Annotated in this window: 22 protein-coding genes; 13 read left to right on the top strand and 9 right to left on the bottom strand. The window is 45.2% G+C overall.

From position 1 onward, the window contains the following. Positions 1-214 precede the first annotated feature (214 nt). The 3 genes from E4N65_RS07465 to E4N65_RS07455 all read left to right on the top strand — a co-directional run bounded on the left by E4N65_RS07465 (position 215) and on the right by E4N65_RS07455 (position 2,408). The gene (locus tag E4N65_RS07465; protein ID WP_044015842.1) at positions 215-619 is read left to right on the top strand and encodes a Fur family transcriptional regulator; all 405 of its coding nucleotides are present in this window, start codon (positions 215-217) and stop codon (positions 617-619) included. 109 nt (positions 620-728) lie between these two features. Beyond that, positions 729-1,688: a hypothetical protein gene (locus E4N65_RS07460; protein WP_253672552.1), complete on the top strand. Its 960-nt coding sequence runs from the start codon at positions 729-731 to the stop codon at positions 1,686-1,688. Between the two features lie 3 nt (positions 1,689-1,691). Further along, entirely contained in the window at positions 1,692-2,408 is a 717-nt protein-coding gene (locus E4N65_RS07455; RefSeq protein ID WP_044015847.1) for a LysM peptidoglycan-binding domain-containing protein, read from the top strand. Between the two features lie 64 nt (positions 2,409-2,472). On the opposite strand, the gene E4N65_RS07450 is transcribed toward E4N65_RS07455, so the two are convergent. Next, complete coding sequence (locus E4N65_RS07450; protein WP_044017285.1) at positions 2,473-3,039, bottom strand: NUDIX hydrolase; 567 nt, start codon at positions 3,037-3,039, stop codon at positions 2,473-2,475. Positions 3,040-3,102: 63 nt separating this feature from the next. Between E4N65_RS07450 and E4N65_RS07445 the strand changes: the two genes are divergently transcribed. The 8 genes from E4N65_RS07445 to radC all read left to right on the top strand — a co-directional run bounded on the left by E4N65_RS07445 (position 3,103) and on the right by radC (position 12,381). Then, on the top strand, positions 3,103-3,924 hold the full coding sequence (locus E4N65_RS07445; protein WP_253672550.1) for a cytidylate kinase-like family protein: 822 nt from the start codon (positions 3,103-3,105) through the stop codon (positions 3,922-3,924). Between the two features lie 122 nt (positions 3,925-4,046). Continuing rightward, positions 4,047-4,535, top strand: coding sequence for a ferritin (locus E4N65_RS07440; RefSeq protein ID WP_144389683.1), 489 nt, complete (start codon positions 4,047-4,049; stop codon positions 4,533-4,535). 54 nt (positions 4,536-4,589) lie between these two features. Continuing rightward, positions 4,590-5,528 (top strand): PhoH family protein, encoded by a 939-nt coding sequence (locus tag E4N65_RS07435; protein WP_253672548.1) that lies wholly within the window; start codon positions 4,590-4,592, stop codon positions 5,526-5,528. A gap of 54 nt (positions 5,529-5,582) precedes the next feature. After that, on the top strand, positions 5,583-8,105 hold the full coding sequence (locus E4N65_RS07430) for an HD family phosphohydrolase (protein ID WP_253672546.1): 2,523 nt from the start codon (positions 5,583-5,585) through the stop codon (positions 8,103-8,105). A gap of 1 nt (position 8,106) precedes the next feature. Further along, the gene (ybeY, locus tag E4N65_RS07425) at positions 8,107-8,568 is read left to right on the top strand and encodes an rRNA maturation RNase YbeY (protein ID WP_044015857.1); all 462 of its coding nucleotides are present in this window, start codon (positions 8,107-8,109) and stop codon (positions 8,566-8,568) included. Positions 8,569-8,570: 2 nt separating this feature from the next. Further along, a complete protein-coding gene (locus E4N65_RS07420; protein ID WP_044015859.1) occupies positions 8,571-9,341 on the top strand; it encodes a hemolysin family protein in 771 nt (256 codons plus the stop codon). 10 nt (positions 9,342-9,351) lie between these two features. Beyond that, entirely contained in the window at positions 9,352-11,346 is a 1,995-nt protein-coding gene (locus tag E4N65_RS07415; RefSeq protein WP_044015861.1) for a tetratricopeptide repeat protein, read from the top strand. 366 nt (positions 11,347-11,712) lie between these two features. Then, a complete protein-coding gene (radC, locus tag E4N65_RS07410) occupies positions 11,713-12,381 on the top strand; it encodes a RadC family protein (protein WP_044017289.1) in 669 nt (222 codons plus the stop codon). Between the two features lie 57 nt (positions 12,382-12,438). Here the strand turns inward: radC and E4N65_RS07405 are convergent, their stop codons facing one another. The 4 genes from E4N65_RS07405 to metG are packed head-to-tail and all read right to left on the bottom strand — an operon-like array spanning position 12,439 to position 15,731. Next, complete coding sequence (locus tag E4N65_RS07405) at positions 12,439-13,467, bottom strand: alpha/beta hydrolase family protein (RefSeq protein ID WP_253672544.1); 1,029 nt, start codon at positions 13,465-13,467, stop codon at positions 12,439-12,441. After that, complete coding sequence (locus E4N65_RS07400) at positions 13,464-14,057, bottom strand: CYTH domain-containing protein (RefSeq protein WP_044015865.1); 594 nt, start codon at positions 14,055-14,057, stop codon at positions 13,464-13,466. The genes E4N65_RS07405 and E4N65_RS07400 overlap by 4 nt, the downstream gene beginning before the upstream one ends. Positions 14,058-14,093: 36 nt before the next feature. Next, a complete protein-coding gene (locus E4N65_RS07395; RefSeq protein WP_044015867.1) occupies positions 14,094-15,323 on the bottom strand; it encodes an FprA family A-type flavoprotein in 1,230 nt (409 codons plus the stop codon). Between the two features lie 57 nt (positions 15,324-15,380). Beyond that, positions 15,381-15,731, bottom strand: coding sequence for a methionine--tRNA ligase subunit beta (gene metG, locus E4N65_RS07390; protein ID WP_016523396.1), 351 nt, complete (start codon positions 15,729-15,731; stop codon positions 15,381-15,383). A gap of 222 nt (positions 15,732-15,953) precedes the next feature. Here metG and E4N65_RS07385 point away from each other — a divergent pair, with 222 nt between their 5' ends. Next, the gene (locus tag E4N65_RS07385) at positions 15,954-16,628 is read left to right on the top strand and encodes a hypothetical protein (RefSeq protein WP_044015870.1); all 675 of its coding nucleotides are present in this window, start codon (positions 15,954-15,956) and stop codon (positions 16,626-16,628) included. A gap of 110 nt (positions 16,629-16,738) precedes the next feature. Here E4N65_RS07385 and E4N65_RS07380 read toward each other — a convergent pair whose 3' ends face one another. Next, the gene (locus tag E4N65_RS07380) at positions 16,739-18,163 is read right to left on the bottom strand and encodes an AMP-binding protein (protein ID WP_044015872.1); all 1,425 of its coding nucleotides are present in this window, start codon (positions 18,161-18,163) and stop codon (positions 16,739-16,741) included. Between the two features lie 55 nt (positions 18,164-18,218). Beyond that, positions 18,219-19,883 (bottom strand): Na/Pi cotransporter family protein, encoded by a 1,665-nt coding sequence (locus E4N65_RS07375; protein ID WP_253672542.1) that lies wholly within the window; start codon positions 19,881-19,883, stop codon positions 18,219-18,221. A 204-nt stretch (positions 19,884-20,087) separates the two neighbouring features. Between E4N65_RS07375 and ppdK the strand changes: the two genes are divergently transcribed. Beyond that, positions 20,088-22,850 carry a pyruvate, phosphate dikinase gene (gene ppdK / locus E4N65_RS07370; protein ID WP_253672540.1) on the top strand — a complete coding sequence of 921 codons (2,763 nt, stop codon included), beginning with the start codon at positions 20,088-20,090 and terminating at the stop codon, positions 22,848-22,850. 415 nt (positions 22,851-23,265) lie between these two features. Here ppdK and E4N65_RS07365 read toward each other — a convergent pair whose 3' ends face one another. Next, positions 23,266-23,622 (bottom strand): hypothetical protein, encoded by a 357-nt coding sequence (locus E4N65_RS07365; RefSeq protein WP_253672538.1) that lies wholly within the window; start codon positions 23,620-23,622, stop codon positions 23,266-23,268. Between the two features lie 68 nt (positions 23,623-23,690). Beyond that, positions 23,691-24,116 carry a hypothetical protein gene (locus tag E4N65_RS07360; RefSeq protein ID WP_253672536.1) on the bottom strand — a complete coding sequence of 142 codons (426 nt, stop codon included), beginning with the start codon at positions 24,114-24,116 and terminating at the stop codon, positions 23,691-23,693. Positions 24,117-24,147: the final 31 nt, after the last annotated feature.

The following is a 24,147-nucleotide window of genomic DNA, read 5'->3' as shown; positions in this document are numbered from 1 at the left end:
AAAATAGAGGAAAATCTATGCCTTCAGTATATGTAAGTTTCTGTGCATATACTGAAGGCGTCTAGTGTATTATCAGTTATCCCCTTACAAACTATCGAATAATCATATTTTAGTATTGATTTTGCCGAATGTGAATATTGACAGTACCGCTTCTGAAATTGTAGTATTCATTATGAATTTAGGCGTTGCGCTTTGATACGAGGAGTTATTGTATATGAAAAAAGCTGTGTCATACAAGTATTCAAAACAGCGGGAGGCATTGTTTAACCTATTATGTTCTACTCATACGCATCCTACGGCTGCGTGGCTGTATGATAAACTTCGGAAAGACTTTCCTCACTTGAGTCAGGGAACTGTCTACCGTAATTTAAATATTCTTGCGGAACAAAAACGAATCAAGGTTATTAATGTTGACGGTACCTTTGCTCATTTCGATGCGGATATGAGCGCTCATAATCACGTCATCTGTACCCGGTGCGGCAAGGTAGAAGATGCGTTTATGCCGTCCGATGAAGATTGTGAGAAAAAGGCTGCGGAGATGAGCGGCTATCGCATTGATTCACATCGGTTTGATTTTTTCGGACTGTGTCCTGAGTGTCAGTGTCTTGAAAAGGATTGAGTTCTATAGTAATTTATTCATGCGAAAAACTTTCGCACTAGACAAACTTCTTTAAGAGCTCTATGAGTTTTTTAGATGTCTGGATATCCGTTTAGAAATGGAGGTTGTAATGAATAAAACACTGAAAACATTGTTTTATATTCTCTGTGTTTGTGTTCTGTTATTCGGTTTCGGTGCTTGTGCATCTAATAAACCTAAGCCGGAGCAAAAACCTGAATCGGTAAAGCCTGCTGATTCGGAGAAAAGCGAAGAACAGGTAAAGACAGCTCGTCTACTGGATGAGATGGCAAAGGCTCGTACCGAAGCGGTTAACGTCAAGGCAGATACGACTTATCCTGCGCAGTTTAAATCAGCCGACGATACGGCGGCCGAAGCAAGAAAGAGTTATGAATCAAATAACTTTGCTGAAGCACAGGAAAAGGCTCAAAGAGCTACCGCTCAGTATCGTACTCTGGCTAACCGAATGAAGATCGCCGAGTTAAAAGCAAAGATCGACAAAAATAAATTTGCTGCCTATGATGCGGAAAGCTATAAAAAGGCTCAAGATTTATCTGCAAAGATACCCGCTCTTTATGAACCTGATCCGGCAAAAGCTTTTGAAACCTCTGAAGAAGCACTGAATTTCTATGAGAAGGTAAAAGAAGCCGGTTTTGCTTCAATGATGGGTGATGCAAAAAAGAAGGCCGATGAAGCACGTTCCCGCGCAGATTCGGTTAAAGCGGCTACGGCGATGAAAGACCCGTATACAAAAACGGTGAATCGTTACCGCACAGCAGGAATTGCCGCCGGTAATAAGAAGTATGAACAAGCGTATACGGGCTATATGACCGCTTCCGATGAGTTTAACGATATCTACGAAAAGGTGAAAGTTAAACGGGCACAGGCAAATGATGCAATGGAACGGGCAAAAGCTCGTCAGGATGCCAGCAGCAAGCTTGCAAAAGAAGCCGACCGCGAAGCGCCGTTGCCGGAAAATGCGGAAGGTTTTTCCGAAGAGCCGGTTAATCTTGACGAATTACAGCGTTCTACAAATACCGGCAATACAACGTCATCCGGTAACGGGAGGTAACCCATGAAAAAAACAGCGATTCTCTGTACCGTATTCTTCGTATTAGGAGCTGCGTTACTATTTGCCGTATCGTATGATAATAATGAGTATCAGCGGAAGAGCCGCGCTTATTCCGAATTGGCACGGCGGGCATATAGCGAAGGTGATTATGACGCTTCTATAGAGTATTCACGGCTTGCCGAAGAGAATGCTCAAAAATCGGCTGATTATATTCAATATATGCTTGCGCGTGTTGAAGCTGAACAAGCAATGAATAGAGCACGCACCCGCTATACATGGGCGAAAAACAACAAAGCTGAAGAGAAATATCCTGAAGCATTTAAGACAGCAACTGAGGCTTTAAAGGCAGGAAATACCGCATTTGGAAATAAAGACTTTGACGTTGCGGTTGTCTGCGCAAAAAAAGTTTTGGATGCACTTGCTGTCGTTACCGGTGATGAATCCGGTTTCACAACGCTCCCGGCTCAATACCGTATCCGCACATGGCGCGGTGAACGGGACTGTTTATGGAATATCGCAAAGGATAAGGCTATTTATGATAATCCGTATCTGTGGCGGAAGCTGTATGAAGCGAACAAGAATAAGTTGCCCGATCCTAACAACCCTGATCTGGTTGAACCCGGTATTATCTTGACAATTCCGAGCCTCCGCGGCGAAAAACGCAGCGGTATGTACGATCCTGCGGTAACCTACGAAAAATTACCGCCGGCTAAAAAGTAAGAAATAATCATCTGCGAACCTCTAAAAACAAAAGTTTTTAGAGGTTCTTTTATATTCCCGTCCATCAGCGGCAAGGATAAGCTCGCTGATAAAAGAAAAGTGCCGTGCACATAAGCGCGTGGTCGTAGGATCCCGTTCCCATTTTGTTCAATACCTCTTCTACGGGAACCGCCTCGGCTTCTAAAAACTCATCTTCATCCAAATGCTGTGCCTGCGTATCCGATTCACAGTCTGCAAAGTAGATATGGCTTTTATTTCCCATAATTGCAGGGTTGGGATACACTTCACCGAGCAGCGTTAAGTTGCGTCCTGTTTTTCCCGTTTCTTCCAGCAATTCGCGCCGTGCTGCCTGCTCCGGCGTTTCTCCTTCATCGACTACACCACCGGGAAATTCGATCGATAAGTGCGCTGAACCGTGCCTCCACTGCTTTACCATCAAAAAATAATGCTGCCCCTTCCCATCGGTGATACGGGGAATAACGATAACCCATTCCGGTGCGGACAATGTCGAAAACGTCTTTGTTTCGTTGTCGGGCGAAAGACTGGTAATTTCGTTGACGGTAAATACCCGTGTGGTGCATATTGCTTTTGTAGAAACGGGTTTCCATGAAAGACTAGGATTTTTTTGCATAAAAATAGAACCTTCCTTTGACATAATGAGCATTTAGCCTTATTCTATAGAAGAGGAGGCTTTATGGCAATTATCACAATTTCACGGCAAATAGCTTCTTACGGCGATGAAACGGCTTTAGAGTTGGCAAAATCGCTTGGCTACGAGTTTATCGACAAAAAAGACTTGGAGAAAGATCTGATTGACAGGGGTGTTTCAAAAGAGTGTCTTGCTCATTATGACGAGCGGAAACCCGGCTTTTGGGCATCGCTTTCCCGTAACCGCGACGCCTATTTCGATTATTTACGGGAAATCGTGTACGGATATGCGCTGAAAGGAAATAGTATCTTTATCGGCCGCGGCGGTTTTGCGTTATTACGCGGTATCCCCGGTTGCTATGCAGTACGGCTGGTAGCCTCTGATGAGGTGCGGATTGCGCGGTTGATGAAAGAGTTCGATTGGTCCGAAAAAAAAGCCCGTGCTTTGATGGCAGAAAGCGATGCCAACCGCGAAGGATTCCATAAATGTTTTTTTGACATGAAGCCGGAAGACCCTACCCATTACCGCCTTGTTATTAATACCGATTTTGCTACCGCACCGCTTGCCGCAAGTATTATTACTCATGCATGCAAGGATGCTATTTCTCCTGAAGAAGAGCAGGAAGGGCTCAAGCGTATTTCGGAACTGTTACTGGGACAGCGGATTGTCAATTTGATTGCATTTAAGGAAGAACTCCCGATTTATTTTTTGGATGCGGAAGTGTCCGATACACAGATTGTGCTGCATGGAGTTGCGGACTCTGTTGCCTGTATCGACAAAGCGCTTAAAATAGCCGAAGACTTAGCTCAGGGACGTTCGGTATCAACACAGATCAGCATTGTTAACGAATATAAGCCCTATCCATAGCTGATGCGGTTGCTCCGGGAGTTTCCGTTCTCTTGACTATCCCTTATCTTCATTGTAGACTTATTCCGTTATATCCGGTGGGCGGTCGTTTGATCTAAACATCGGATAGAAGGAGATACACTATGATCAGTAAGAAATTGGAAGACGCTTTGAACGACCAAATCAACAAAGAGTTCTATTCGGCGTATTTATACCTTGGGATGGCAGTGCATTTTGAAGCGGAAGGTCTTAAAGGCTTTGCCAAGTGGATGAGGGTTCAGGCAGGCGAAGAGCAAGGCCATGCGATGAAGATATACGACTATCTCTTTTCGGTCGATGCAAAGCCCGTGTTAAAGGCGATTAAGGAAGTGCCGGTGCATTATGCCAAGCCTCCGGTAGAAGTTATTCAGGAAGTGCTCAAGCACGAACAGTTTGTAACCGCTTCCATTAACAGTCTGTACGAACTCGCCCTTGCGGAGAAAGACTACAAAACGCAAACTTTCCTGCAGTGGTTTATCAACGAGCAGGTGGAAGAAGAAGAAAACGACCGGGATATCCTCGATACCTTTAAATATATCGACGGGAATGCCGGTTTGCTTATTCTGGATAGAGAACTCGGCAAGCGGGAGTAACTCCATACGGGGAGTTCGCTGCCGTCAAGTGTGAAAAGTTGGAAAGGAGTGTTTTTGGATACCTCATATACAATCGTGTTGGAAGATCAGACCGTATTGTCTTCCTTATGCGGCGCAAATGATGAGAATTTACAGGTTTTTGAAACCTATTTAGGTGTTCCCGTTATCTGTCGGGGAAATGAAGTAACGGTGTTAACTTCCGACCAAGCGGTTTGCAATAGGTTTCAAAAACTCATCGACACTCTTTTGAAAAGCCCAGAAATTACCTCGGAAAGTTCTGCCGAGTTTATCGCCTCCTGCGTTGCTAATAGTGTGCCGCAGGGGGGGGCTTTTTGTCCGCAGTGTATTCATATTCCGCGTGGTATAAAATCCGTTTATCCTAAAAATAGAAAACAGGCAGCGTTGATCGATTCGATCTATACTAATGATATAACGTTCGGACTCGGCCCCGCCGGTACAGGAAAAACCTATATTGCAGTTGCGCTTGCATTAAAACTGTTGCTGTCGCACAAGATGCGCAAGCTTATTTTAACCCGCCCTGTCGTAGAAGCCGGCGAAAGCCTCGGGTTTTTACCCGGCGACCTTGTTCAGAAAATAAACCCGTATTTGCGTCCGCTCTTCGATATTATGGAAACACTGTTGCCTGCCGATGTGCTGCGTAGCATGGAAGAGTCCAATACCATCGAGGTGGCGCCGCTTGCCTATATGCGCGGGCGGACACTGCACAATGCCGTTGTCATTTTGGACGAAGCACAGAATACCACGAAAGAACAAATGAAGATGTTTTTGACGCGGATGGGCGAGGGTTCAAAGCTGATTATTACCGGCGATCCATCCCAATCGGATATCCGCGGAAGATCGGAATCGGGGCTTGTTCACGCCGTTTCTTTAATCCGCACCATTGACAGAATTGGAATCGTTGAATTTTCTGCGGATGACGTAGTCCGTCATTCGCTGGTACAAAAGATAATTAATGCGTATGAAAAACAATAACACCGTATTTTTAAGGGATAATCCAACTCTTGCGGACTATAGCGGAGTCATCGAATGAAAGACGAAAACAATTCCGGATATATTAAAGCAGTAGTATTGCCGTCTATCACGGGTTTTTTCTGCAAAATTAAAGACGGTTTTCGAACGGAAAAAGTTTTTTCCATTCTGTTTATTGTAAGTTTTTTTGTTGTTATTGCAGCGATGCTGTTTACGACGCTTGACCGCGGCGGGCTTGCCTACCTAAACCTTGATGAATTTGCCGTAGGAAGAGTGGCTGAACGCGATGTTATTGCAGGCAGGGATATTTCCTACACGGATCAGTCTGCGACGGAGATAAGAAAAGCTGCCCGATTACAGACAGTTACACCTATTTTTAGGCAGGATGCCGAGCTGGTATCCGAAACGCTCAAAAAATATGATGAGTTTGTTTCCTTTATGCTTGCCTTACACAATGATACCGAAGCGATCTTTGAAGCGCGGATACAGGAAGAATATCCGGGCTTTTTTGACGCGCAGGTTTTGAAAGATTTACAAAAGGTAAAGCAATTTGAAGGGATCTTATCCGCCGCGCAAGCTGTCGTCAAACAAATGATGGCAGTCGGTATTGCCGAATTTCCCGAAAAAGGACTCGAAGGGTTTAATCAAACGGAAATGACGCTATTGGTACAGCGCGGAAATAACCGCGAGTACATCAACATTCAGACAAGTTCTGTTATTAAAAAAGAGAATCTCGATGCATATATCAAAAATGCAATACGCTCCTTGAGTGCACGATTTGATGCTAACATCATAACAGCGCTCATTAAGCCGTTTTTGCAGCCGACCATCATTTACGATGAAAAAGAAACAAACCTGCGGGTACAGGAAGCGCTTAAACAGGTTCAGCCGGTGATTGTAACCATCCAGAAAAGTCAAAAGATTATTAAACGGGGATTTATTATTACCACGGAAAACTACCGGCAGCTGCAGGCCTATGCAGATGCGGGAAATTATATTGATATCAATAAATTTTTAGGGCTTTCGGCCTTTATTCTGTGCCTCTATATCATCGGTATCTTTATGTTTTCGGCACAAGCAATAGGGGATCGGTTAAAAGAAAGCCGAAAAATCTTTTTATTGCTGATTTCGCTTGCCGTGTATCTTATCGTCCTCTTTACGGCAAAGGCGCTATCCCTTGTACAGGCACTTGATATTATTCCATTTATTCCCGCAGCACTGACCGCTATGCTGGTAGCGACGCTTGTTTCCTCACAGATTGCGATACGGATAGTGTTTTTGATCATGCTGATTGTGCTGACGGCAACCGGTTTTAAACTTGAACCGGCGCTCTTTGCGCTGTTCTCCGGCTTGTCGGCTGTCTCATTGATGAATTTAACCGGACGGCGGATGGATTTAATTAAAACAGCCTGCCAACTTGCGGTCATTCACCCGATTATTACCTTTGTACTGTGCGCGGTATTTCCGGACTCATACAGTGACTTTGTCTTTGTGCTGCTCGGCTCGGTCATAAACGGCTTTATCAGCGGCATCTTTGTACTCGGCTTCCTGCCTATTTTGGAAGACCGGCTGAATACGCCGACCTGCTTCCGCTTGATGGAACTTTCCGACCTTAACTCTCCGACGATGAAGCAGATGCTGTTGACGGCTTCCGGTACCTATAACCACACGATGATGGTGGCAACATTGGCGGAAGCAGCCTGCCGCGAAATCGGGGCAGACGCGCTATTGGCGCGGGTCGGGGCATATTACCACGACATCGGCAAGATGGCAAACAGCGAATACTTTGTCGAAAATCAGACTTCGTATAATAAGCACTTGGATTTAAACCCGCGGCTTTCGGCGGCCATTATCCGCAGTCACGTAAAAATCGGGGTGGAAAAAGCGGAAAGTATGAGGCTGCCCCGGGAAGTTATCGACATTATCGGACAGCATCACGGTAATTCTTTGGTACAGTATTTTTATGCTAAGGCGAAAGAACTTGACCCCAATGTCAGCCCCAAGGATTTTTCGTATCCGGGGCAGCCGCCGCGTACCAAAGAGGCCGCCGTAGTGATGCTTGCCGACGTGAGCGAAGCCGCCTGCCGGACGTTAGACCATCCGTCGGTGCCTCGGCTCGAAAAGTTTATTGCAAAACTCGTTAAAGGTAAAATGGAATCGGGGCAGCTTGATAACTGCGATTTAACACTGCGGGAATTGCGCATTATTCAAGAATCTTTTGTAACGACGCTTGCAGGGTATTACCATTCCCGTATTAAGTATCCGAATCAAAAAGATCCTGATGAAAAAGAAGGTGCCGGCGGCAAAATTCCCGATGAAAAAGCTGCATCCCAGGATACTGCGGCTGACAAGACTGCCGATGACAAATCGATACAACAGGGAACTCCGGCGGTAAAAGAAATTTCGCCGGGAGTAAAAAATTACCTGCAGATAGACCTCGGATTAGCAGCATCTGAAAACACAGTCGATACACCGGCATCAGAACCACTGGCAACAACGCAGTCATCAACCGTGACATCGGAACAAACTACGGGAGTAAAGCAGGGGCTGCCGGATAGGAAGAACAACAAGGAAGAATAACATGAATACTATTGCGATTACGTGGCAGGATATCCCCGAACCGAAATGGGGTGCGCAGATTTTGCCTTTTTTAGAGGCGGTACTTACACAGCTTGAACACACGAATTGGGATTTATCCGTTGTGTTTTGCCGAGATGCGTTTATTCATGAGCTGAATAAAACCTACCGGCATATCGACTCGCCGACTGACGTACTTTCTTTTGAGCAGGGCGACGAATACGATGATGAAGACGGGAGTTTGCGTTTTAATGCAGGAGATATTGTAATTAGCCTCGATAGTTTGCGCTCAAATGCCGAAACTTTTAATGTAACGATGAATGAAGAATTAAAACGGTTGCTGATACACGGTATTTTGCATCTGAGCGGTATGGATCACAGTGATAACGATCCGCAGCAGGAAATGCTGCAATTACAGGAAAAAATACTCAAGGAATATAGTAATACGGTAATCTATCAGGAATAAGTATGGGGATATTTGATAAACTGAAAAAAAAGCGGGCGGTATCCGAGATTTTGCAGGATTCGCTCAATGAAGAAAAAGAAGATATGATACGCGGTGTGGTAGATCTTTCCGACACCGCAGTAAAAGAAGTGATGATTCCGCGCATCGATGTCGATTTTATTCCGTTGGATATGGAAACGGAAGAATTGCTGAAACGTGTCGCGGAGAGCGGTCATTCACGGTTTCCCGTCTATGATGAATCCATCGATAATGTGGTAGGTATCCTGTATGTGAAGGATTTAATCAATTCATTTGCAAAAAAAGAACCGATCGATTTGGAAAGAATTATCAGAAAGCCGTTTTTTGTACCCGAATCCAAGCGTATCGACGGCCTATTACGGGAATTTAAACGCCGACACGTGCATATTGCAATTGCAGTTGATGAATACGGCGGTATTTCGGGTATTGTCTGTATGGAAGATATTATCGAAGAGATTGTCGGTGATATCCAGGATGAATTCGATAATGAAGGGGAAGATATTTCTTCTATCGGCGAGGGACTCTGGCTCTGTGATGCCCGTGTCGATATGGACGATTTAGCGGAATGTCTGCACACGGAACTGCCGTCCGATGAGTTTGAAACGCTCGGCGGTTTTGTTTTTGACTTATTTGGAAAAATTCCCGTGCGTTACGAAAAAGTACGGTGGAAGAACTTTGATTTTATCGTTCAAGATATGGACGGGCATAAAATCAATACCGTGAAAATTGCTGCGGTCAAAGATGAGGATCAATAAAGGAAGATTTATGCGTAAAAATAGTCTGTTTAGTGTATTTCTGCTCTGCGTTGCGCTGCCTCTTTTGGCTTCTCCTATTCAACTCTTTGAGAAAGGAAAGGAGCTGCAATACCATGAAAACTGGTACGGCGCTATAGAACTCTATCAACAGGCGTTAAAAGAAAATCCCGCCTATAATGCCGTGTATCGAGGCTTGGCCGAATGTTTTTACGCACTGGGAGAATATGATCAAGCTATTGTCTACGCGGAAAAGGCACGCCGCTACTCTCCGCAGGATGTCGATATCGAAAACCTCTATGCATTTATTCTGATCGGTATCGGGCGTATCGAAGACGCACAAAAGATTTTTTCGAGTATTCTGAACCGTTACCCGAACAACCTTGACGCACGCTTCGGGATGGCGGAAATCGAGGTAACGGGCGGCCGCTTAACCAATGCTTCGGAACTGTACACCGCCGCGCTCCGCCGCCAAAGCGAAAACCGCAAAGCGCTTCTGTCGCTTGCGCTGCTCAGCCACGAAACGGGTAATAACAAAGCGGCTGAGAGTTACATCAGCCGCGCCCTGCAATACCACGGGGATAACGCGCAGGTGCATTACTTTGCCGGTTACCTTTCCGCCCTTGCAGGAAACCTGAACGAAGCGGAAGGACGTATCCGTGCGGCGCTGACTATAGACGAAGACTATGATAAGGCGCGAGCGCTGCTCTGCTCGCTTTTATATAGCTCCGGCCGTTACCGCGAGGCGATGTCCGTAGCCGATTTGCGCATTGCGGGCGACCGTAAGCGTGCCGATGCCTGGTATGTAAAAGCGCTCTGTTTAATGAAGCTGACGCAAAAAAAGCAAGCATTTGAAGCCGCGCAAATCGGGCTTTCCGTCGATACCGAAAACGAACTGATGCGTACCCTGCTTGAGGATATCGCCGTTCAAACCTTTGAGTTTGAAGATACGCAGCGGAAGGAGCTCGCCGGCGCACACCGCATAAAGGGCGATGCCTTTTTAAACCGCAACATGACCGACCAAGCCTTATATGAATACCGGCGTGCTCTCAAGGTGTATCCGTATGACACGGAAAGCCGGCAAGCGTATGCCAATATCCTGATGCGGCAAGGCTTTTACGAGCGTGCCATACAGCAGCTTGAATTTATTCAGTCCATCGAAAAAAGTACCGCCCGAATCAATGACACGGTAGAGGCTTACAGCAAGATGCTCGACCACTCGGTGCGGAACCGCTGGAAGATCGATCCGCTGTATTTGAATAAGGCTCACCTTTCTATCGGGCTTTTTTATCAGGTAAATGCAGCCAATGTGTTTCACCCCGAAGCGGAAAAACTCACCGCAGCGCTGATAAACGATATTCTTTCTTACAACCGCCGTTTTGCGGTTTCCGCCCATCTGGATAGCCCCAGTTCTTATATGGAAGCGTTCAGACAGGCGCGCACTGCCGGAAACGATTATTTCGGTATCATCAATTTGCAGGAAAACGAGCGGGATATACAGATTACGCTCGACCTTTATGTCGGACGTACCGGTTCAAAAGCGGAAACCTTAACGGTGTACCGGTCGGGTAATGATCGGTTCGGTAACGCAGTCCGCCGTATCATCGGTCTATTTAATCAAGCAATGCCGGTTATCGGCAGTATTGCCGGGCGCTCCCAAGCGGAAGCGGTTATCGATATCGGTTCGGGCGACTGCGATTTTACCGATTATACTATCGAAATCGTCAAAAAGGGAACGCTCACGATTGCGAATGAAGGCATCGGACTCTTGTACAATGAAAAAGATGTACTCGGTACATTCACGATAGGGCGTATTTCGGAAGATCTTACTGAAGGAACACTTACGCGGAAGGGGTACTACGATAGAATGACGAAAGGCGATATGGCGGTGCTTATTTACACCGATCCGGCAAAGACCGGCGGGAAAGCCGAAAAAACCGTCGACGGCACCGATCCGCGCGGGCAGCAGATGTCGCAGCTGTTGTCGCTCTTACGAAGCATCCGCTAACCTTTTGAAAATATACGGCATATCTACTTCGTTGCTGCGCACAAATTAATCCTCAACGTATCAAAGATACGCCTGCGGTTAATTTGTGCTCGCGCCTCGTATCTACGCCGTCTATTTTCAAAAGGCGCTGGTTCAAAAATATCCGGTGCATCTGCGTTGTCGCTTAACAAAAAACAGTCCTCGACGTACAAAAAGTACGCCTGCGGGTGTTTTTTGTACGTTCCTAGCATCTACACCGTCTATTTCAAAAGGCGCTGGTTCAAAAATATCCGGCGCATTTACTTCGTTGCTGCGCACAAATTAATTCTCAACGTATTTTTCTTATTTTCCTTGCCAAAATGATTACTCGTGCGCTATATATCGGGTATGACTATACATTCAAATGTACGGGAAAAACCGGATATACGGGAGCGCCTTTTGGCGCATGGAGCGGAACAGCTGAGCGATGTTGATTTGCTTGCAGTTCTTTTACACACCGGTATTGTGAATAAGCCGGTAACAAAACTTGCCGAAGAGATTATCCGACATATCGATACACGTAAAACGGAAAGTATCGAAGCGGCGTTAAAGACTATTAACGGGATAGGAGCTGCGAAGTTATCGACGATACTTGCAGCGTTTGAGCTTGGCAGGAGATATTACGGTGTCGGAGGTGAGAAAGTCCGGCATCCGAGTGATATTGTTCCATTCTTACGGCATTATTCGGTGCGTAAGCAAGAGCAGTTTATCTGTGTATCGCTGAACGGGGCGCACGAAATTTTGGCAATCCGTGTGGTTTCGGTTGGGACGCTGACCCATACGCTCGTGCATCCTCGTGAGGTATTTGCCGATTCGCTTGCAGACAGAGCTGCCGCAGTTATTCTTGCCCACAACCATCCGTCAGGTGCTTTAACGCCTTCTGCTGAGGATTTAAACTTGACAAAGCGACTCTGTGAGGCCGGACGGCTCTTAGGAATTGAGGTGTTGGATCACATCATTCTGTCGCCGAACGGCGAGTACATGAGCTTTATCGAAGCTGGCTTCCCGCTCATATAAGGAAGCGGTGTAGGTACTACACAAGCAGATGCGGGGCTGCTTTTTGCAGCGGTACTCTTACCGGCGCAAAAAGTTGCGGAAGGCGTAAGCAGGATAACATTTTGTGTTACCGGAATAAAACCAGCCTTTTATTGCTTCAAACGCAGCAGGGTATAAGTAGGGCATAGAAGCTTCTGATATTTTCTGCTTTAAAAACAGATCGAGCCATCCGAGTATTAACAGTCTGTAGCGCATATAAAGTTCGATATCGAACCAACCTGAAAGCATATTGCCTTTGCTATCGAGTCCGCTGCTATGAACACCGTTCTTAACGGCAAAAAAAGCCGTGGGCGCAGATGTATTGCAGTGTTCGTAAAATTTAAAGGTTTTTTCGGGATATGCAACATTATCCTTGTTGCCGGTAATAATAAGAACGGGAATGTGCAGAGCTGTTAGATCGGTACCGAGAACCTCATTTTTGCCTCCGACTCGTTCTACCAAAGAAGATGCTCCGTTATACGGATTCAATGCAATCACGGCACCGATATCGGGGATTGATTTTGAAAAGTGCAGCGCCGCTGTTCCTCCCATAGAGTGACCGATTATTGCTATTTTTTGCATATCCATCCGCTTAAATAAACAGCTTTCGGTATTTTCGTTTGCCGTTTTTAAAAGTGTATATGCCGATTTAAATGCAGCGATAAACTCTTCGGGGTAACTTTTCTCTTTTGCCGACAGAATCGCTGCGACATATCCTTGAGAAGCAAGATAACGGGCAAGGCTTGCATTCGGCTTTTTTGAAACATGCCAGCCATGGCTGATAATAACGAGTGGGTAGGTTCCCTCAAGTACCGGATAAAAAACCGTGAGCGGAGTATCTAAAACACCTTCATCGGTTAATTCAGGCGCTGAAAAAGCATGATTGAGTTCATAGTTATAGATGCGGTTATATTTTTTGAAGGACTCAGGGTTTAATACGGCAACTTCATATTCGAGCTGTGCGTCACCGGTTTGTGCATACAGCACAGCTCTTCCGTTCATCGGAAGCAGTAAGACAAAAAAGAAAAATATACGCGGTAAAAAAAATATTGTTTTATATGTTTTCATAACATCTGAAGAGCCAGCAGCTTATCGTACGGGCGTATTTCGATAGCCGATTGCGGAACTGCTAAAGCATCAAGCAGCGTATCGAAAATAATCTGTGCATTACGGATATGCCGTTCGTAAGCGGCAGTATCGGAACCTTCATCGGGGTAGAGAACCTCGATTTCTAAAAAATACCCGATCGGATGTATGAAGGATAGCTCCGCCGACACCGATCGAGTATCTTCAAGTATGTCTGCAGAAAACAAGTTTGAGTGTGGAACAAAAACTTTTGTCTCCTTTTGTTTCTTTGTGGTACAGGTCATACCGAGGCTTTCGAGCATTTCGGTAAATACCGGTACGGACACAGCTGCAAGCTCAAATTCGAGTTCGCGGTTGGTTTCTATCGTATCGGTATAGTGTTTCTGCTTATGCGTTACGAAAACCGTTTCTTTGTCCCTAATCAGTTCCCGCCGTACCCGTACCGTTTTTTCTCCGAGTGTCCAGTACCGGTCGGTCTTGGTGCAGCGGAGTGAAAAATCTGCGATACGGGATAACAGCGCCTCGGTTTTTTCAGGATGCTCAAGATGCGCTTTTAATTCGATTTCGTGCATACGCTCATCTGTGCCAATATGGAAAGCGGGCTGACGTTACGCTTGAGTACCTGTTTTAACCGCACGAGCAAGTTCGGCGCCTCGTTCTTCAAGCAGCCGAATATCTGCGTCGAGCAGCTTGCCCTGCCATTCATATTGCTCCAGCTGGTTCCATTTCAGAGCGGCTATTTTTTGCTCGTATTCTTTCTTTGCGCCGCCCGACCATCCCCAGTTTCCGATACGCAGTACCGTTTTATCGGTAATGTGCTTGCGTTCAAATAAATCCAATACATACGCCATCGGCGGGAACATCTTGTATTCATAGGTAGGCATCGCAAGCACCAAGCCTGCCGCCTTGTACGCATTACCAAGTATGTAGGATACGTCCGTGTCGGGTATGTCGTGGATGGTGTAGGGGACTTGTTCGGCTTCAATTCCTTTGATGACGGCATCGAGCCCTTGTTTGGTATATCCGTACATGGAACCCCAAATAATACAGATTTCTTTTTCGCATTCGCCGCCGGTGTTGTAACCTGCAAACCGTTTGTAAAGGGAAAAAATACGATCGGGATGGGAACGCCAAATAAGACCGTGACTCGGCGCAATACATTTGATATCCAGCGCTGCAAGTTTGTCCAACGCCTTTAAGACGAATGTACTGAAACTTGCGACGATATTCGAATAATAGCGCAGCGCTTCGGATTCGTAAAACTTCAGTTCTTCCTCCGAATGCTGATCGTCAAAGATCTTTTCGCCGATAGCGCCGTACGAGCCGAATGCATCGCAGGAAAAGAGGATTTTAGTGGCAGGCTCATAGGTCATCATTGTTTCAGGCCAGTGTACATTCGGTGTTTCGTAAAATTGGAGAACTTTTCCGCCGCCAAGGTCAAGACTATCTCCCGTCTTAACCGCACGGAGGTTTCCCTGTACCTTAAAAAACTTTTCGACTATCGCCAGCCCCTTTGACGTACTGATAACTTCCGCCTGCGGATTACAGGAATGGACATATTCAATCAGATCGCAATGGTCGGGTTCCAGGTGATTCAGAATAAGGTAATCGATGTCCTTGAACGAAAGCCCGATGGATTCCAGTTGTTCCGTATAGCTTTTTAACGAGCCGTCCCAATCACGAACAATGTCGATCAATGCGGTCTTTTCGCCTTTTACAATATATGAATTGATGCTTACTCCTTGAGGAAGCATCCACAAACCTTCAAAACGGCTCGTGCGTGCACAAATATCCGCATGGATACAATATATGCCTGTACTTATTTCTTGCGCTTTCATAGTGCCCTCCATAACGTCTAAGGAAAAACTCTCATTTGAATTGAGGCTCGGTGAGCATCAAGTGATATTGGTACCGGCGGGTACCGGCGTTTCGGGTTTTAGCAGAACGCAGATCGATGAATCTTCGGATTCCGCGCAGAGCAGCATACCTTCGGAAATATGCCCGCGCATTTTAGCAGGCTTGAGGTTTGCAAGCACGATAATCTCTTTGCCGACCAATTCTTCGGCAGTGTAGTAGTCTACTAAGCTCGAAACGATTTGGCGCGGCTTTTCTTCGCCGAGGTCTACCTGTAAAATGTAGAGTTTTTCCGCATTTTCAGCTTTTACACATTCCAAAACCTTGCCGGTTTTCAGCTGCAGTTTTGCAAAATCATCATAGGTAATTATTTCAGTTGTGTTTTCACTCATGCTGCTTAGTATATGAGAAAGAGCCGAAAACTGCAAGCCGAGGAGAGTGTAATTGCATCGGACTTTTTTTTCATTTTTTTAATATTTGTGCTTGACTTTAGGGGGGGGGGGGGGGGGTAATATAGAAGAGAAGTTATGCACAATGTGTAACTTACGTTCGCCGTATGGCGGACGTATTTTCAAAAACGTAATGCATTATTGCATTATGTAAAGGAACGAAAGATGAAAAAACTTTCATTACTTGTAGCACTCACCGTGCTTGTCGGGAGCGCCCTGTTTGTTACCAGCTGCGGTGGAAAGATACAGGCTGATACTGTTTGGCAAAATAAAGCCGACCCCACTACGTATTATTGTTTTTGTGCGGATGGACAAATGATTACCGCTTATAAGTACGGTGGTACGCTTACAAAGGTTTCTACATTATCAGGTAGCTATACTGCAAAAAACGGAAAAATTAAAGCTCCGATAACCAGCCATCTTGAGGCTGACTATAAAATTAGCGGCGAAACGATGACGATATCAATGTATGGTGTAACGATGCATGAATTAAAGAAGGTTTCTAGCCCTACAGTAGCAGAGATGAAAGCCTTGTTTGTTACCGGTGTTGCCGACGATTCTGTTTGGCAAAATAAAGCCGCCCCCACTACGTATTATTGCTTTGGTGCGGACGGAAACATGATTGTCGCCTCTAATGCACTGGGATCTCTTGTAAAGGTTCCTATGCTGTCAGGTTCCTATACTGCAAAAGGCGGAAAAATTAAATGTCCGCTTACAGGCGGTCTTGAGGCTGACTATAAAATTAGCGGTGAAACGATGACAATCTCACTGAATGGTGTAGAGATGTATGAACTAAAGAAGGTTGCTAGTCCTACAGCAACAGAAATGAAAGCCCTTTAAAAAAATACGCTTAACAATCTTGCGGCTGCTTACCGTTCAGGCAGGCAGCTGTTTTTTCCCGCATCCTGCAAGTACTATAACAAATAAAACTAGAAAGAAAAGAATCTTTTTCATATTATCTCCAGCTGCGAATACAGCGTTTTACCCGCGGGATTCTTAGGGATAGCCTCAATAAAAAAGATGTGGAAGACCTTTGCAGGGAGCCGTGTCGTTTGGGCGAGGTATTCCGATACTGCACGATGCTGTTCTTCGGTTTTAAGCGTTGTATAAACGCAGAGAAGGTCGTCTTGTCCGATACAAGCGAATTCGGCATCGGCAAAGGCGGCAGACAGCAGCCGTTCGGTATCGTCTAAATTAACCCGATTACCGAATACCTTGATGAACCGCTTTTTCCTTCCGACGATAAAAAAATAACCGTCTGAATCCCGTTTTGCCATATCTCCGGTATGGAGCGTTCCCTGCCACTCGTCGCCTTTCGCTAAATCGGCAGCGCATTCCGCATAGCCCATCGAAACATTTGGCCCGCGGTACACCAATTCACCGACAGTATCGGACGCAGTGATTTCCGCACCGATTTCGTCGATCAACTTTAGTTTACCGCCGGGGATTGCAATACCCATACTACCGCATTTTTCCATTGTCTTATCAGGCGGCAGATATGCCATGCGCGGTGCGGCTTCGGTTTGTCCATACATCACAAAAAAGCGCCGTCCGGTGTTCAGGCTCCATTCACCGAATTTTTGATGCAGCTCGTATGGCAGTTTACCTCCCGCCTGCGTCAGTGTTTTGAGCGCCGGCAGCTCCATTTGGGTCAGCCGTAGACGGGAGAACATTTGATAGGTATAGGGGATTCCCACAAGCGAACTGACGTTCTCTTGCTTAACCCGTTCCCAGAACGCAGCGGTTAAGATATCGTGCCCGGTCAATATGACGGTTGCACCCATAAGAACATGGCTGTTAATAATGGACATTCCGTATGAATAGCTCATCGGCAGCATGGTTACCGGACGTTCTTTGTCGGTAATGTGCAGGTATTCTGCAATTGACCGTGCGTTTTCACAGATATTACGGTATGTCAGACGTACGAGCTTGGGGCTGCCGGTACTTCCCGATGTAGTGAGGAGCAGCGCTAAATCTTGAAAAAGCTCCGGCCCTTTTTTATCCGAACGGAGTAGTACACTGTCTGCTATCGCTGCAACGGGCTTATTCATCGGAAGTATTTTTTTTGTCTCTTCCGGTAAGTCTTGCGGGATATAATAAAAGGCGGGATGGTAGGTTTGAATTAAATGGTGCAAAAGATCCGGTGCAATATGTGCGTCCAACAGGAGCGGTACAGCTCCTGCTTTTAAGCAACCGAGGTAGCCGAGCAGCGTCCCGGGTGAATTTCTACAGAGTAGGAATACCAGTTGATGCGCGGCCTCTTTTGGAAACGCAGCTGCAGCCGTATTGATTTCGCTGTAATGCAATGTTTCGCCGCTATCGGTTATCGCCAATACCCGATGCGGATCTTTTTCGGCATATCTCAATAGTTCCATATTTCACCTCATTACCCATAGGATAACTGTATTGGAGTACCTTGCCGGTAAACTGTTACATCGTTTTGCTGAGTGTTTCGGAAATACTGAACGCGCAGTCTCCGACCTTTTCAATTGTCCGTACCATATCGATATACAAAAGCTCTGCCTTAACATTACCGCCTTCTTCCAGACGGTTCCGTGCGAGCTTTTTCAGATTACTGCGCATTGCATCGATTGTTTGTTCCATTTCATCGGCAAGCGCGAGTTGATCCTGTGCCAGCGGTTTATTTAAGTGATCGTGTACAAAGTGAATAAATTGATTGACGACGCCGAGATAGGGCAAGAGCTTATCCATATCCTCTTTCGGAATATCGAGCTTCTTCTTCTTGCTTTTTTCGATATGCAGACCCAATTCATAGATATGATCGGTCATGTTTTCGAGGTTATCGACAATAGTCAGCATCAGCCGTACGTTATGTTCCGCTTTAGTGCTGAGGGATAGACGGGATGTTGCAATCAAGAAACGGGATAACTCTTCCTGCATTTGGTCTGCATAGTCCTCTTGCTGTACGAGCTGTTCAATAACGGCTTCAACGGAGCCTTTGTGTTCGTCCTCCAACAGGGGGCGGATTGTGTCGAACATCCTGCGCACAACCATAGACATCATGCTGATTTCCCGCTCAGCTTGCAGAATGTACGCTTCAATATTTTCTTTAATTGCCGTTTCGTTCGGCATAACCAGCTGATACCGTTCAGGCGATTCGTCTCCTTTGTCTTTTACAAGCCATTCTACGAATCGTGCAATGTACGAAACAAACGGAAGTGCAATCAACGTATTGATGATATTGAATAACGAGTGGAAGAGTGCAAGACGAATAGTGATGTCTGCAAGTTTTCCGCCGTCGGGAGTTAATCGGTATAGTAATACAAGTGAGGGCTTAAAAAAGATTAAGAATAACAGTGCCCCGCAGACATTAAAAAGGACGTGTACCGTAGCGGTTCTGCGTGCGTTGAGTTTGCTACCGATTGCCGCGATAACAGCATCGATTGTGGAACCGACGTTACTGCCGAGTACGCTTGCCGCTGCAAATTCCATACCGATTACTTTGCCATAAGCCATGGTTAAAATAATAGCAGTGGTTGCCGACGAAGAGTGCAAAATGACCGTTAAAAGAAAGCCTGCGACAAAACCGACTATAATGCTGTAGATACTGCCATCCGCTGCAAATGATAAGAATGAAAGGTTGTCGGCGGAAAGATCCGGCATAAGCGAAGAGAGGATTCCGAGTCCTGTGAAAAGGAGTCCGAAGCCCATAATACCTTCGCCCAAACTTTCCTTACGGAACTTTTTGAAGAAGGTAAGAAAAAAGCCGATGCCGAATGCCGGTATCGCAATTTCGGCAAGTTTAAGTTGAAAGCCGATCAGTGCAACAATCCATGCGGTAACCGTAGTACCGATATTAGCGCCGAAGATGACGCCGATTGCTTGTGTTAGTGAAAGGAGTCCTGCATTGACAAAGGAAACGGTCATAACCGTGGTTGCGCCTGATGATTGGACAATAGCAGTAACTGCAAAACCGGTGATTACAGCAAGAACTCGATTACCGGTCATCATATTGAGGATTCGGTGAAGACTCCCTCCGGCACTTTTTTGAATACCTTCGCTCATCAATTTCATGCCGTACAGAATGAATCCGAGGCTCCCCAATGCTTGCAGCAATATTACAACTATTTTCATGCCGACAGCATAGCAAAAGGTCATGTATTTTGCAATGATATTCACGGTTTTTATCAAACCGGTTTGATGATGTTGCCCGCAGCTCTGCTCGAGCCTCTGATCGAACCGTTGACATAAACTATCGTACATTATACAATAATTGCATTATTCATACGATAGGTATCTAATCTATTTTTACCTACTTTATTTAAAAGGAAGGAAATCATGGCAGAAGAAAAATATGTCTATTTCTTCGGGAACGGCAAAGCTGAAGGCAACGGCGAAATGAAGCAGCTGCTGGGCGGTAAAGGTGCCGGCTTAGCCGAAATGACTCGTGCAAAGTTACCTGTTCCCGCTGGTTTTACAATTACCACTGAAGTTTGTCAATTGTATTATTCAAATAATAAAAAATATCCTGCCGGCTTGGAGCAGTCTGTAAAAGAAAACTTGCAGAAGCTTGAAAAAAGTGCCGGTAAGAAGCTTGGTGATCCCAATGATCCGCTTTTGGTTTCCGTCCGTTCAGGTGCTCCCGTTTCGATGCCCGGTATGATGGAAACGATTTTGAACCTCGGTTTAACCGATAAATCGGTCGAAGGCTTAGCAAAAAAGACTTCAAACCGCCGTTTTGCGTTGGATGCATACCGCCGTTTTATTATGATGTACGGTTCGACGGCAATGGGTATCGACCGTATTAAGTTTGATGACCTTTTTGATGAGGTGAAAGAAAAGCATACCCGCGGACGCTTGAATATTGCCGCGAGCAAGAAAGTCGGCGATACGGATGTAAATGAAGACGAGCTCGCAGAAGTTATCACAAAATTTAAGGCACTGTATAAAAAAGAAATTAAAAACGACTTCCCGCAGGATCCGATCGAACAGCTTTGGGGTGCTATCGGAGCGGTATTCAATTCTTGGATGGCTGAAAAAGCTGTTACCTACCGCCGCGTAGAAAACCTCGTCGGAATTAAGGGCACTGCGGTCAACGTTATGCAGATGGTATTCGGTAACAAGGGGAATACCTCCGGTACCGGTGTCTGCTTTACGCGTGACCCCAACAGCGGCGAAAACATATTTTACGGTGATTACCTCTTCAATGCACAGGGTGAAGACGTTGTTGCAGGTATCCGTACGCCGATTAAACTCTCCGAGTTTGAAAAAGAAGATAAAAAAGCCTACGACCAGCTCTGCAAAGTCCGCGCTCTATTGGAAAACCACTACAAAGATATGCAGGATATGGAGTTCACTGTAGAAGAAGGTAAGCTCTATATGCTTCAGTGCCGTACCGGTAAGCGTTCTCCTGCCGCTGCGTTCAGAATGGCTGTCGATATGGTAAATGAAAAGCTCATTACAAAAGAAGAAGCTATCATGCGTATTAAGGCAAGCGATATTGAAGGTATTTTCTATCCTGCCATCGACTATAAGCAGCCAAACTTAAAATCCGCGCTATTCGTCAGCGGAATTGCCGCAGTTCCGGGTGCTGCCGCAGGAAAAATCTGTTTCTCGGCAGCTAAGGCAGAGGCTCTCGCTGCAAATAAAGAAAAAGCAATTCTGGTGCGTAAGGAAACCAGCCCCGAAGATGTCGGCGGTATGCACGCTGCACAGGGTATTTTGACTGCGACCGGCGGAAAGACAAGCCACGCAGCTGTTGTTGCTCGCGGTTGGGGTAAATGCTGTATCGTCGGATGCGAAAAACTCGTGATCGATTATGAAAAAGGCGAATGCAGCTATAACGGTAAAGTTCTTAAAGAAGGTGATTTTATCACCCTTGACGGAACAAAAGGCGATGTGTATATCGGTGAATTAAAATTGGTACAGGCAAAACAGCCCGAATCATATAAGACCTTGATGAAGTGGGTTGATGAAATCCGCACTATCAAAGTACGCACGAATGCCGATCAGCCTGAGGATGCAAAAGTTGCAATTGAGCACGGCGCTGAAGGTATCGGTTTGTGCCGCACCGAACACATGTTCTTTAATGATGAAAAACGCATTCTTGCAATTCGTGAGATGATTGTTGCGGACAGCACCGAAGGACGCAAAAAGGCCTTGGCGAAGCTGCTCCCGATTCAGACAAAAGACTTTGAAGGTATCTTTAAAGCTATGGACGGAAAGGGCGTTACCATCCGTTTAATTGATCCTCCGCTGCACGAATTTGTACCGCACGATAAAGAAGGTCAGCAGAAATTGGCCGAAGCGCTCAATATCAGCTTTGCAAGCGTAAAGGAGCGGGTAGAGCAGCTCCATGAAGCAAACCCGATGCTCGGTCACCGCGGCTGCCGCTTGGCAATTACCTATCCTGAAATTCTCGAAATGCAGGTAACCGCTATTATTACTGCGGCATGCAATGTGCATAAAAAAGGCATCACGGTACTGCCCGAAATTATGATTCCGCTTACCATCGATCCTAAAGAATTTGCGATTCTGGAAGCGAGAGTTCGCAGCGTTGCCGATGCAATTCTGAAAAAGCATGAGGCGAAGATTAAATACTTGGTCGGTACAATGATCGAAACTCCGCGCGCCGCTTTGTTGGCTGATAATATTGCAGAACGGGCAGAGTTCTTCTCATTCGGAACCAACGACTTAACGCAGATGACGCTCGGTATCAGCCGCGATGATGCTGCAAAGTTCTTGCCTGAGTATGTCGATGAGCAAAAAGCGGGAGTATTCCCTGCCGATCCGTTCCAGTCTTTGGATCAGGCCGGTGTCGGGCTGCTCGTAAAAGAAGGTATTGCAAAAGGCCGTTCGACCCGCCCCGAATTAAAGGTCGGTATCTGCGGTGAACACGGTGGTGATTTGGAATCCGTTAAGTTCTGCTGCCGTGCCGGTATGTCGTATGTTTCGGCATCCCCCTTCCGTGTTCCGATTGCCCGCCTTGCTGCTGCACAGGCTGCAATAGAGGATAAAAAGGCCGGAGCTAAAAAAACGGCAAAAACTGCAAAGACAGCTAAAACGGCAAAATCTGCTAAAACCGCAACGAAAAAAAAGTAAATAATCGTTAGTTGATATATAACTTGCGACTAGAAGGCTGTCCGAAAATCTGAGTTTTTGGGCAGCCTTTTTATTTTATAGTTTGATACCGGACATCATAATATATCGATATTGTAGAAATAGAGTCGGATGTAGTTATACGAGCAAGGTAATTATTATGGGAAGATATAGAACAATATATACCGAAAATCAAAATGGTGACGGATATGAGGCTGAAAAAAACAAAACGGAAAAAATACGGCTGCATACTCTACCATGCAGACTACCGGATGGACGGTCGTCCTTAACGCTCCTGAGTTGGAATTAACTGGAGCTGCAAAAAAGTTTACTAGTATGGTCGTTGTGACAAGTGTCCTTTTCCTCGTAGTTGCAATAACTATTGTTGGTGTAGCAATACGGAAAATGGTATAATTCGCTATTTTATCGCTTTTAATACATATTTTTTTAATGTCTTTGTCGGTATATCCATGTTTAGATATTTCAAAGAATGTATATTTTTAAAAATTGCAAACAGCGTTACAGGAATGCCGAATGGAAGGCTCCAGATTCCGCAGCATAAAGACATGACATTTGCTTTTTTTACTTTTTCTTTTAAACACTCTTTGCAGCCGATTTCAATGTTTGTATGGTGGAACGTTAAAATCAATATACTGAAAGCGGTATTTATGGTTAATGCATTTATACCTTTCCTTTTATTACATAGCGGACAAAAACAATCTAATAACTGTTCTGCATGAGTATTAATAATTTCTGTTATTTCTTTTTTAGACATACTTTTTAAATCGACTGCATTTTTTATCTCTTCTAATTGTTCGGAAAGATATTTTCCGGTAAACTCTTTTATATTATATTTTTTGACTCTGTATCATATTCACTTATCAGTCCGCTGAGAAAATAGAGGGCTTCTTCAGTATAGAGAAATTCAAATATACCGGCTCTTGAATTGATATAAACTGTTTTTCTCATCGTAACAAAAAAGAGAATAGTCAGAATTATGGCAGGGATAAAATAAAACAAGAAGTTATCGATTGTGTTTGAATTAACATAGATGGTTATTATGATAAATCCTGCCAAGAGAAAAAGTATAGCAGCAATAATTCCAATGCGCCAATCTTTATATACCGATTCATATACTTCATCATCAAAATCATAGAGGTTGCATTCCTTTGAAATTTTTGAAAGCAACCTCTTTTGTGTATATATTAATTTTCCGTTGCATATTTCCGCTTCAAGTTTATATAAAAAAGCCTTTTGGATTAATTTCATACGTTTATCTTTAATAGTGTAAGTCATTAAT

The organism is Treponema sp. OMZ 855 (genome assembly GCF_024181145.1).
In the GTDB taxonomy this organism is placed as follows: Bacteria; Spirochaetota; Spirochaetia; order Treponematales; family Treponemataceae; genus Treponema.
The sequence above is the reverse complement of the archived record's forward strand: the minus strand, read 5'-3'. Positions and strand labels throughout refer to the sequence as shown.

What these genes read in the sequence shown, in the direction of transcription:
- E4N65_RS07450 (WP_044017285.1), bottom strand. Translation starts at nt 3,039, where the DNA reads ATGCAAAAAAATCCTAGTCTTTCATGGAAACCCGTTTCTACAAAAGCA.
- E4N65_RS07440 (WP_144389683.1), top strand. Translation starts at nt 4,047, where the DNA reads ATGATCAGTAAGAAATTGGAAGACGCTTTGAACGACCAAATCAACAAA.
- E4N65_RS07460 (WP_253672552.1), top strand. Translation starts at nt 729, where the DNA reads ATGAATAAAACACTGAAAACATTGTTTTATATTCTCTGTGTTTGTGTT.
- ppdK (WP_253672540.1), top strand. Translation starts at nt 20,088, where the DNA reads ATGGCAGAAGAAAAATATGTCTATTTCTTCGGGAACGGCAAAGCTGAA.
- E4N65_RS07380 (WP_044015872.1), bottom strand. Translation starts at nt 18,163, where the DNA reads ATGGAACTATTGAGATATGCCGAAAAAGATCCGCATCGGGTATTGGCG.
- E4N65_RS07455 (WP_044015847.1), top strand. Translation starts at nt 1,692, where the DNA reads ATGAAAAAAACAGCGATTCTCTGTACCGTATTCTTCGTATTAGGAGCT.
- metG (WP_016523396.1), bottom strand. Translation starts at nt 15,731, where the DNA reads ATGAGTGAAAACACAACTGAAATAATTACCTATGATGATTTTGCAAAA.
- E4N65_RS07400 (WP_044015865.1), bottom strand. Translation starts at nt 14,057, where the DNA reads ATGCACGAAATCGAATTAAAAGCGCATCTTGAGCATCCTGAAAAAACC.
- E4N65_RS07360 (WP_253672536.1), bottom strand. Translation starts at nt 24,116, where the DNA reads ATGAAATTAATCCAAAAGGCTTTTTTATATAAACTTGAAGCGGAAATA.
- E4N65_RS07415 (WP_044015861.1), top strand. Translation starts at nt 9,352, where the DNA reads ATGCGTAAAAATAGTCTGTTTAGTGTATTTCTGCTCTGCGTTGCGCTG.
- E4N65_RS07465 (WP_044015842.1), top strand. Translation starts at nt 215, where the DNA reads ATGAAAAAAGCTGTGTCATACAAGTATTCAAAACAGCGGGAGGCATTG.
- E4N65_RS07395 (WP_044015867.1), bottom strand. Translation starts at nt 15,323, where the DNA reads ATGAAAGCGCAAGAAATAAGTACAGGCATATATTGTATCCATGCGGAT.
- ybeY (WP_044015857.1), top strand. Translation starts at nt 8,107, where the DNA reads ATGAATACTATTGCGATTACGTGGCAGGATATCCCCGAACCGAAATGG.
- E4N65_RS07420 (WP_044015859.1), top strand. Translation starts at nt 8,571, where the DNA reads ATGGGGATATTTGATAAACTGAAAAAAAAGCGGGCGGTATCCGAGATT.
- E4N65_RS07405 (WP_253672544.1), bottom strand. Translation starts at nt 13,467, where the DNA reads ATGAAAACATATAAAACAATATTTTTTTTACCGCGTATATTTTTCTTT.
- E4N65_RS07430 (WP_253672546.1), top strand. Translation starts at nt 5,583, where the DNA reads ATGAAAGACGAAAACAATTCCGGATATATTAAAGCAGTAGTATTGCCG.
- E4N65_RS07375 (WP_253672542.1), bottom strand. Translation starts at nt 19,883, where the DNA reads ATGAAAATAGTTGTAATATTGCTGCAAGCATTGGGGAGCCTCGGATTC.
- radC (WP_044017289.1), top strand. Translation starts at nt 11,713, where the DNA reads ATGACTATACATTCAAATGTACGGGAAAAACCGGATATACGGGAGCGC.
- E4N65_RS07385 (WP_044015870.1), top strand. Translation starts at nt 15,954, where the DNA reads ATGAAAAAACTTTCATTACTTGTAGCACTCACCGTGCTTGTCGGGAGC.
- E4N65_RS07445 (WP_253672550.1), top strand. Translation starts at nt 3,103, where the DNA reads ATGGCAATTATCACAATTTCACGGCAAATAGCTTCTTACGGCGATGAA.
- E4N65_RS07365 (WP_253672538.1), bottom strand. Translation starts at nt 23,622, where the DNA reads ATGTCTAAAAAAGAAATAACAGAAATTATTAATACTCATGCAGAACAG.